This is a genomic window from Frateuria defendens (assembly GCF_001182895.1).
Taxonomy (GTDB): Bacteria; Pseudomonadota; Gammaproteobacteria; order Xanthomonadales; family Rhodanobacteraceae; genus Frateuria_B; species Frateuria_B defendens.
Window position 1 is genome coordinate 1 of sequence record NZ_LFQR01000256.1, and the last position, 1,058, is coordinate 1,058.

Here is a 1,058-nt window from a genome sequence, read left to right on the forward strand (position 1 = left end):
GCCGAGGCGTCGATCGGCACCACTTGATCGTCCTCACCATGCATCAGCAGCACAGGCAAGGAAACAGCCTGCAGATCCTCGGTGAAGTCTGTTTCCGAGAAGGCGGTAATGCAGTCGTAATGGGCCTTGACACCGCCCATCATGCCCTGCCTCCACCAGTTGCGGATGAGTCCATCACTTACTTCGGCACCTTCACGGTTGAATCCATAGAAGGGACCGGTCGGTACATCGAGGAAGAACTGCGCGCGGTTGCGCAGGAGCGCTTCGCGAAATCCGTCGAATACCTCCATGGGCAGGCCATCAGGATATTGGGGTGTCTTCAGCATGATCGGCGGCACCGCGCCAATCAGCACGGCCTTCGACACGCGGCCGGGCTCGCTACGTGCAACATAGCGAATAACTTCGCCGCCGCCGGTCGAGTGTCCGACATGAACCACGTTTTTCAGATCGAGTCTTCGCACCAACTCCGCGACGTCGGCCGCATACGTATCCATTTCGTTGCCGGTATCGGTCTGGTCGGAACGCCCGTGGCCACGCCGGTCATGGGCGACGACGCGATAGCCTTTATTGAGGAAGAACAACATCTGATTGTCCCAATCGTCTGCGCTCAGTGGCCAGCCGTGATGAAACATGATGGACTGTGCATCCTTCGCCCCCCAATCCTTATAGAAGATGCGGGTGCCGTCTTGCGTGGTCATCATCGTCATGCCTGGATTCCTTCAATCGTGTATTAGTAGAGGGTTGCGCCGAATTGGCTCAGGCGGCCACCACCACAAGGTCGTAGCCTCTTTTGGCCAAGCTCTCGGCGAATACAGCACCGATTCCGGACGAGGCGCCGGTCGCGATGGCTACAGGTTTTTGGCTGACATCTTCTCGTCCTAATTGCACTGCTGCGTGCTACGACGATCTACGACGCACCTTTGAAAGCAACATTGTGCCGGCCTCGTTTTTGACACGGTAGTAGCACTCCGCGACGAGCTGTGTTGCGATAAGTGGAACACTCGATGCGTATCTAAGTGCTAAATCCGTTACTCGAACCGGCCGTTCCACTTTTTGCG

1 protein-coding gene is annotated in these 1,058 nt (G+C 56.9%); it reads right to left on the reverse strand.

Features of this window, described 5'->3' with window-relative positions; translation table 11 throughout:
* Window positions 1-707, reverse strand: a 707-nt coding sequence (locus tag ACH65_RS18175) for an alpha/beta fold hydrolase (protein ID WP_049624054.1), incomplete at its 3' end; no start/stop codon positions are given.
* Between the last annotated feature and the right edge of the window lie 351 nt (window positions 708-1,058).